Here is a 7,013-nt window from a genome sequence, read left to right as displayed (position 1 = left end):
GAAAAAAGTCATTTACATAAAGATATCCACAAAATTATAATTCATAATTAATATGTAAAATACTCATTTACAGTTATTTAAGCTAAACCTCTAAAGGTGTGTGGATAAGTGTTGATAATTGTGGATAAAAAAGCATCAAAATATTTGACACTTGTTTCTGGCTCATTTTGAGGCTTTTTGATGAATGGTGGAACAAGCTTTTCAAATTATCGTTAAAAAATTATCTCTTGATATGAGGTAGGAATCCTATGAAAATTCTTTGCCTAAAATTTAAATATCTGCGATCCATAGTTTACACAGAATAAACAAATTCATAGTAGATTATTTTAATCATACTATTAACTTAAATATTACAATTTATAAATTGATTGTTCAAGTCAGAATGAAAACACTATCAATGTATATACTCCTGGTCTTTTTCTTTCTTCCAAGGATAGAGGGAGAGTCGAAATTTAATATCCACTCCGAATTTGCAATTATCGACTTTCCTGAATTTGAAAGGTTGACAAAAGAATCTTCCCAAAAAATTAGGATTTTTAATTTTTGGGCAACTTGGTGCGCACCTTGTGTCAAGGAAATGCCTTATTTCCAAAAGGTTCAAGAGGAAGATACGGAAGTTGACCTGATTTTTATTTCCATGGATGATGGAAGAAAACCGGAAAGGGTAACAAATTTTATGGAAAGAAGAAAAATAACTGCTCCTGTTTATTTACTCAACGATGTAGATTACAATAAATGGATTGATAAAGTAAGTCCGGATTGGTCTGGAGCTATCCCTGCTACACTCTTCATCAAACCGAATGGAGAACGTTCCTTTCATGAAGGGGAATTAACCTATGACGAATTGAAATCAATGATTAATCAATTAAAATAAATTGCCATGAAAAAAATAAGTGTTGTATTCTTTGTCGTAATGATGATCTCGGTGCTGTCCAATAGCTGGGCACAAGATGTGCAAGGTTATGCAATTGGTGATATAGCATCCGATTTCAAATTAGAAAGTGTAGATGGATCCTGGGTATCACTAAGCAGTTTAAAAAGTGCAAAAGGCGCTATTGTTATTTTCTCTTGCAATACATGCCCCTACGTAGTTGCTTACGAGGACAGAATGATTGAACTCCACAATAAATATGCTGCAATGGGTTTCCCTGTTATAGCTATTAATCCAAATGATGATCAGGTAAGTCCAGGGGATAGTTTTGAAAAAATGAAGGAGCGTTCCAAAGAGAAAAATTTTCCTTTTGCCTATGTATATGATAAGACACAGGAGGTAATCAAAAACTATGGAGGTACCAGAACACCACATGTTTATCTCCTAGAAAAAGAAGGGAATGACTTTATCGTCAAATATATTGGTGCTATTGATAACAATTACCAAGATGCAACTGCAGTCACTGAAAAATATGTGGAATTAGCCATGGATGATATCTTAAATGGCAGAAAAGTATCAAATGAAACCACTAAGGCAATCGGATGTACTATAAAATGGAGTAAAAAAACAGAATGATCACTATAAAAACCCCTTGGAATATGTACATCTGGTCATATTCCAAGGGTTATATCTAGACTGCCTTGGTTTTATCCAACCAATCAATAATATCCCCGTAGTCGAGTTTGTCCCAATTTTGGGTAATCAATGGATCTTTCATGATACGATCCATAATTGACTGCTGCAACTTCCCTATAGCATAGGCCTCAGAATATGGTATTGATGAAAAAGTAACCATTGTATAAAGCGGTATCCAATCATTTGGATAAAGTTCATGCAACCGTGTCTCAATTTTTTTTCTAATAAGAAACTTCGGATCTGCTACGTCTGCTTTCATTTCTTCAAAATTCTCCATCGCCAACTTGCAGATTGCATCAGTATCCGGCTTTCTAATTTTTTGAAATTTAGCAAAAACCAACTCCCATGCATTTGAACCTAACTTTTCGATCAGGTTATCTAAAATAACACAATCTTCAAATCCTGAATTCATACCCTGCCCATAAAATGGCACCATGGCGTGAGAAGCATCTCCTATCAGCATAGCTTTATTCAACATCCAGGGGTAACACTCTATATTGATCAAAGATGCAGTTGGATTGTTAAAGTATTCGCCTGTCAAATTCGGCATCATTTGGAAAGCGTCATCAAAAAAAGTCTGGAAAACACCTTTTACATCTTCCTCATCTCTGATGTTTTCAAAACTTACCCTTTCTCCTTCAAAAGGTAAGAAAAGGGTACATGTAAAGGATTTATCAGGATTAGGTAAAGCGATTAACATAAAAGAACCTCTTGGCCAGATATGCAATGCATTGGGGTCCATCGCAAATTGACCGTCCTTTGTTGGAGGTATACTTAACTCCTTATAGCCATGGGATATATATTCCTGCTTGTAATTAAAGCGCACTTGCTTAAGCATGGCTGTTCTCAAACTACTGTAGGCACCATCCGCCCCAAGAATAACTTCGGACGATATATGTTCTTTGCTGCCGTCCCTGCTTTCAATATGCAGTTCATTCGTTCTAAGGTCGACATTATCAATTTTCTTATCAAAATGAACCTTTACACCGGCATCCTCAGCTTCATTCATCAATAATTGATTGAATCTTCCGCGTGATATGGAATAAATTGCCTGGCCTTCCTTACCATATGGAATAAAGGTGGTATCACCGTGCTCATTATGAATTTGTCTACCATACATGGGAATGGTCAGCGTAAGCACTTTTTCCTTTAGGCCGACTTTATCAAGCGCATTCCAACCACGGTCACTTAAAGCCATATTGATAGAACGCCCCTCCTCTTTATAGTCCCCCTTTCTGTTATCAGGCCTTTTTTCGTAGACATGTACATCTAAGCCTCTTTTTTTGAGGTATATGCTCAATAAGGACCCTATAAGGCCCGCACCTAAAATACTGATTTCGTTCTTATTCATGGTTTGAGAGGTTAATCCCTGTTGTATTAAGCGAATTTTAGTAGGGATTGTTCTAAGATTGTTGCGAAGTGGAATACATCCACAAAGCTGTTATACAAGGGGGTAGGCGCCAACCTGATGACATTTGGGTTTCTCCAATCTCCCACCACTCCGTTTTGATAGAATTCATCAAAAACGAACTTCCCTCCTTTGTGGATCAAAAGAGAAAGTTGACAACCCCTTTCTGCAGGATTCGTTGGTGTGATGATTTCCAACACGCCACTGTCACCGTTTATCTCCTGAATTAAAAACTCCAGATAGCCTGTCAAAAGTTCACTTTTTGCCCTGAGTCTCTTCATTCCAGCCTCCTCAAATATATCCAGAGATGCCTGATGGGCCGCCAATGCAAGGATGTTAGAATTGGCCAACTGCCAACCGTCAGCTCCATACATGGGTTTAAAGCCCTTTTCCATTCTGAAACGCTCACCTTCATCATGGCCCCACCAACCTGCAAACCTGGGCAAATCGGGATTTTCTGCATGCCGTTCGTGTACAAATACCCCTGAAATATTTCCAGGCCCGGAATTCAGGTATTTATAACTGCACCAAGTAGCAAAATCAACTCCCCATTCATGCAGTTTTAAGGGTGCATTCCCTGCTGCATGGGCCAGGTCAAAGCCGACTCTTGCCCCAACTTGATGGGCCGAAACTGTTATCGCTTGCATATCAAAAACCTGACCAGTATAATATTGAAGGCCTGCCATCATGACCAAGGCTAAATTTTCCTTGTGCACCTCTATCGCATTTAGAATATCATCAGTCCTCAGGGTGTATTCACCTGGCCTGGGCGACAATTCAACAATACACTCCTCAGGATCCAGACCATGAAACTTGACCTGTGTTTCCAACATATACATGTCTGAAGGAAAAGCCCCTGCCTCTGTAATGATCTTATACCTGTACTTATCTGGCCGATAAAATGAAACCATTAAAAAATGAAGGTTCGAGGTGAGGTTATTCATAGCCACCACTTCGTGCTCATAGGCCCCTACAATACCTGCTAAAGCAGGCTTAGATTTTTTACGCACATGGTACCATGCATCTTCTCCATAGAAATGTCCATCAACTCCCAATTCAGCCCAATTATCCAACTCTTTTTTGATGTAGGATTCAGTGGTTTTGGGCTGTAATCCAAGGCTGTTCCCGCAAAAATATATAGCTGACTTTCCATTGATCTGAGGAAAGAAAAACCTGTCTCTAAATTTTTTTAAAGGATCTTCTGCATCCATCTTTTGAGCAAAAGATTCAGAAAATTCATATTGGATATTTTTCATTTTACCTCAATTTTAATCGAATTTTAAGAGGTCAAAGCATTTCAACCTACAGACCATCATTCAAACTTACCACATTTCCAATTCGAAAAAAATGATTTTCGTTTCGGTGGTTGGGAGATGAATCTTTATTTTGCAAAAAAATCAAACTATGAGCAAGGAGATTATATTTTCTAAAGAAGCACCTGCCCCCATAGGGCCATATAGCCAAGCAGTTAAAGCTGGAAACATATTATATGTTTCCGGACAAATCCCATTGGATGCTTTAACCGGTGAATTGATCAATGAAAATATCACCGAAGAAACCCATGCTGTCATGAAAAATCTTGAAGCTGTCTTGCGTGAGGCAGGTTTTGGATTTGAAGAGGTAGTGAAATGCACCATTTTCATTAAAGATATGGGCCAATTTACCACCATCAATGAAGCCTACGGACAATACTTTAAGACCAATCCCCCAGCAAGGGAAACCGTGGAGGTAAGTAGGTTACCCAAAGATGTCAATGTGGAAATATCCTGCATAGCAGTAAAATCCTAAAAATTATAAGGGCTGAAATGTATTTTCATTTCAGCCTGCTTTTCAATTATCCCAAGGCAATTTTTTTAGCCATCTGAAAAAAAATAAAGTAGTGCAAGGGCCTCACCAAATACCAGTACAATCTCCCAAACGATCCTAAAGGCTTAAATTCAAGTCTTTGGTGGATTGTATTGGCCCCAACTTTCCACTCCAGACAAACCTCTCCCGGTAATAACATTTCAGCTTTAAGTTTGACCTGCATTTCTGCGTCATTCACAGATATCACTCTCCAAAAATCAACTTGATCGCCTTTTACCAATCTATTTTCCCTATCTCTCCCTTTCCTAAAACCAATTCCTCCAATCAACCGGTCCATACTCCCTCTCACTTTCCACAATAAAGTCCCGAAATACCAGCCCGATTCCCCTCCAATCCTATTCACCTTATCCCAAACTACTTTAGGTCTTGCTTTAAGTGGGATAAAGAAATTTTCAACAAAAATTTGGGGGGTCATTGTAATTACGTAAAATTTGTCCAATCAATTAACCTTAAGCCTGAAAATAAGTTAGTGGAATATGCCATTTTTCCCAAAACACAATGAAGTACTGGTATCTTCTTTAACAAAAAAAGAAGTGCTCGAAAAATTGGAACTGGTTACCAAAGATCCCAATTTTCTGGATTATGAAGCCAGAAAAGAAAATGGCTATCAGTTTAACGGCACCCTAAAAAAAGATAGCTTCCGGATTTCACTTGTAATAACAAAAGCAGATAGTTTTCTTCCATTAATCAAAGGAAAGCTTGACGACACTCCTTCAGGAAGTATTTTATTTTTGGAGTATTCTTTATTTCCAGGATCTGTTTTCTTTTTAGGGTTTTGGTCAGTAGTGACTATTCTTCTTTTTTTCTTTTTTGGTTTCACAGTTGAAAAACCTGGATTTGCACTTATTAGTATTGCAATAGGTGTCGCAAATTATGTTTTTGCATGGAGTCATTTCAAAAGAAAAATAAAAACCTCCCAAAGGATTTTCCTTGACTTGCTTAATCTCTAAGGGTCAAAGGCTCCAGGTTTTCCCAATTTCAGATAAAGGAACGCATCCCCGATATTCTCCAGGGACCGGGTCATAGTTCAGGTGGTTTAACCCTATTTCTTCTGATGTAAAATACCCCCATAAAGTCATAGACTTCAAACTGCGGTAAAATCCAACCGGAGCTTGATCTCCCACTGCCGACCCCCATACCTTTGGGTTGTATTTAGGTGATGCTACTTCCAATTGCCTGAATAATGCTTTTCTTTTATCCATATCCAGTTCGGCAAATACTTTACCATGGCTTTGATTACAATCCTCGTTGAATTTATTTATATCAGCACGCAATTTTTCCTGTACCGCTGCATTATAGGTTTTGGCGAATACCAAATCCAGAAAGATGTCTGTTTTAACCTCAAGGGCTCCCGGTGTTTCTGTTTTTGGGAGTAAAGTATCCACAAAAGCTGAAATAAATCGTGCCTGTTCTTCATTCAAGAAAAGTGGTGTCCACTCCAAACGATTTTGCTCCTTACAGGATTGTAACAAGGAAAATAATGAGGGGACAGCCATAGCAGAACTAGCAATTAGAGCTGTCTTTTTTAAAGCATTTCTCCTGTTCATCATATTAAAGATTCATTTTATTCAATTCGGAAACTGCATGGTCTGCTGCCCTGGCAGTCAGGGCCATATATGTCAAAGAAGGATTGACACAAGAGGAAGATGTCATACAAGCCCCATCCGTTACAAATACATTTTTACAGGCATGCACTTGATTGCTGCCATTTAAAACCGAAGTCTTAGGATCTCTTCCCATTCTTGCTGTACCCATTTCGTGGATCCCAAAGCCTGGCTCGTGCTGATTATCAAAATCTACTATGTCTTTTAATCCTACCCTTTCCAACATTATTTTGGCATCTTCCCTAATCTGCCTGTTCATCGCTTTTTCATTTTCTTTAAATTCACAATCTATAGAAAGCGTAGGCTGTCCCCATTTATCCAAAACTTCTTTATTAAGATAAACCTTATTTTCGTGGTAAGGTAGACACTCAGCAAAACCTGTGATAAAAAATTCCCAAGGCCCGGGTTTCATGAGGCCATCTTTAAAACTACCTCCAAAATCTTCTAAATTCGCACCAGCTCCCCATCCACTTCTTCCTCCACCACCCTGATAACCAAAGCCCCTTACAAATTTGTCAGATTTGGTTTTTTCATCCAAGTTCACATATCTAGGGACATAAATGCCATT

9 protein-coding genes are annotated in these 7,013 nt (G+C 38.3%); 4 read left to right on the top strand and 5 right to left on the bottom strand.

Annotated elements, in window-relative coordinates:
- The first annotated feature begins 382 nt into the window (after nucleotides 1-382).
- Nucleotides 383-874 (top strand): TlpA disulfide reductase family protein, encoded by a 492-nt coding sequence (locus QZT73_RS16350; protein ID WP_291784651.1) that lies wholly within the window; start codon nucleotides 383-385, stop codon nucleotides 872-874.
- Nucleotides 875-880: 6 nt separating this feature from the next.
- Nucleotides 881-1,507, top strand: coding sequence for a thioredoxin family protein (locus QZT73_RS16345; protein ID WP_291784649.1), 627 nt, complete (start codon nucleotides 881-883; stop codon nucleotides 1,505-1,507).
- Nucleotides 1,508-1,562: 55 nt separating this feature from the next.
- On the opposite strand, the gene QZT73_RS16340 is transcribed toward QZT73_RS16345, so the two are convergent.
- Nucleotides 1,563-2,918, bottom strand: coding sequence for an NAD(P)/FAD-dependent oxidoreductase (locus QZT73_RS16340; RefSeq protein WP_291789309.1), 1,356 nt, complete (start codon nucleotides 2,916-2,918; stop codon nucleotides 1,563-1,565).
- 26 nt (nucleotides 2,919-2,944) lie between these two features.
- Nucleotides 2,945-4,231: a kynureninase gene (gene kynU, locus QZT73_RS16335; protein ID WP_291789307.1), complete on the bottom strand. Its 1,287-nt coding sequence runs from the start codon at nucleotides 4,229-4,231 to the stop codon at nucleotides 2,945-2,947.
- Between the two features lie 148 nt (nucleotides 4,232-4,379).
- Between kynU and QZT73_RS16330 the strand changes: the two genes are divergently transcribed.
- Nucleotides 4,380-4,763, top strand: a complete 384-nt coding sequence (locus tag QZT73_RS16330) for a RidA family protein (RefSeq protein ID WP_291777969.1) — start codon at nucleotides 4,380-4,382, stop codon at nucleotides 4,761-4,763.
- A 46-nt stretch (nucleotides 4,764-4,809) separates the two neighbouring features.
- Here QZT73_RS16330 and QZT73_RS16325 read toward each other — a convergent pair whose 3' ends face one another.
- The gene (locus tag QZT73_RS16325) at nucleotides 4,810-5,256 is read right to left on the bottom strand and encodes a DUF2867 domain-containing protein (protein ID WP_291777965.1); all 447 of its coding nucleotides are present in this window, start codon (nucleotides 5,254-5,256) and stop codon (nucleotides 4,810-4,812) included.
- 61 nt (nucleotides 5,257-5,317) lie between these two features.
- On the opposite strand from QZT73_RS16325, the gene QZT73_RS16320 reads away from it, so the two are divergent.
- Nucleotides 5,318-5,791 carry a hypothetical protein gene (locus QZT73_RS16320; RefSeq protein ID WP_291777962.1) on the top strand — a complete coding sequence of 158 codons (474 nt, stop codon included), beginning with the start codon at nucleotides 5,318-5,320 and terminating at the stop codon, nucleotides 5,789-5,791.
- A 3-nt stretch (nucleotides 5,792-5,794) separates the two neighbouring features.
- On the opposite strand, the gene QZT73_RS16315 is transcribed toward QZT73_RS16320, so the two are convergent.
- Complete coding sequence (locus QZT73_RS16315; RefSeq protein WP_291777960.1) at nucleotides 5,795-6,391, bottom strand: gluconate 2-dehydrogenase subunit 3 family protein; 597 nt, start codon at nucleotides 6,389-6,391, stop codon at nucleotides 5,795-5,797.
- A gap of 1 nt (nucleotide 6,392) precedes the next feature.
- The coding region (locus tag QZT73_RS16310; RefSeq protein WP_291789304.1) for a GMC oxidoreductase at nucleotides 6,393-7,013 on the bottom strand (621 nt) is incomplete at its 5' end.

This window comes from Cecembia sp. (assembly GCF_007126775.1).
In the GTDB taxonomy this organism is placed as follows: domain Bacteria; phylum Bacteroidota; class Bacteroidia; order Cytophagales; family Cyclobacteriaceae; genus Cecembia.
The sequence above is the reverse complement of the archived record's forward strand: the minus strand, read 5'-3'. Positions and strand labels throughout refer to the sequence as shown.

Excerpts from the sequence above, each read along its gene's own strand:
- QZT73_RS16350 (WP_291784651.1), top strand. The coding sequence starts at position 383 with ATGAAAACACTATCAATGTATATACTCCTGGTCTTTTTCTTTCTTCCA.
- QZT73_RS16345 (WP_291784649.1), top strand. The coding sequence starts at position 881 with ATGAAAAAAATAAGTGTTGTATTCTTTGTCGTAATGATGATCTCGGTG.
- QZT73_RS16340 (WP_291789309.1), bottom strand. The coding sequence starts at position 2,918 with ATGAATAAGAACGAAATCAGTATTTTAGGTGCGGGCCTTATAGGGTCC.
- kynU (WP_291789307.1), bottom strand. The coding sequence starts at position 4,231 with ATGAAAAATATCCAATATGAATTTTCTGAATCTTTTGCTCAAAAGATG.
- QZT73_RS16330 (WP_291777969.1), top strand. The coding sequence starts at position 4,380 with ATGAGCAAGGAGATTATATTTTCTAAAGAAGCACCTGCCCCCATAGGG.
- QZT73_RS16325 (WP_291777965.1), bottom strand. The coding sequence starts at position 5,256 with ATGACCCCCCAAATTTTTGTTGAAAATTTCTTTATCCCACTTAAAGCA.
- QZT73_RS16320 (WP_291777962.1), top strand. The coding sequence starts at position 5,318 with ATGCCATTTTTCCCAAAACACAATGAAGTACTGGTATCTTCTTTAACA.
- QZT73_RS16315 (WP_291777960.1), bottom strand. The coding sequence starts at position 6,391 with ATGATGAACAGGAGAAATGCTTTAAAAAAGACAGCTCTAATTGCTAGT.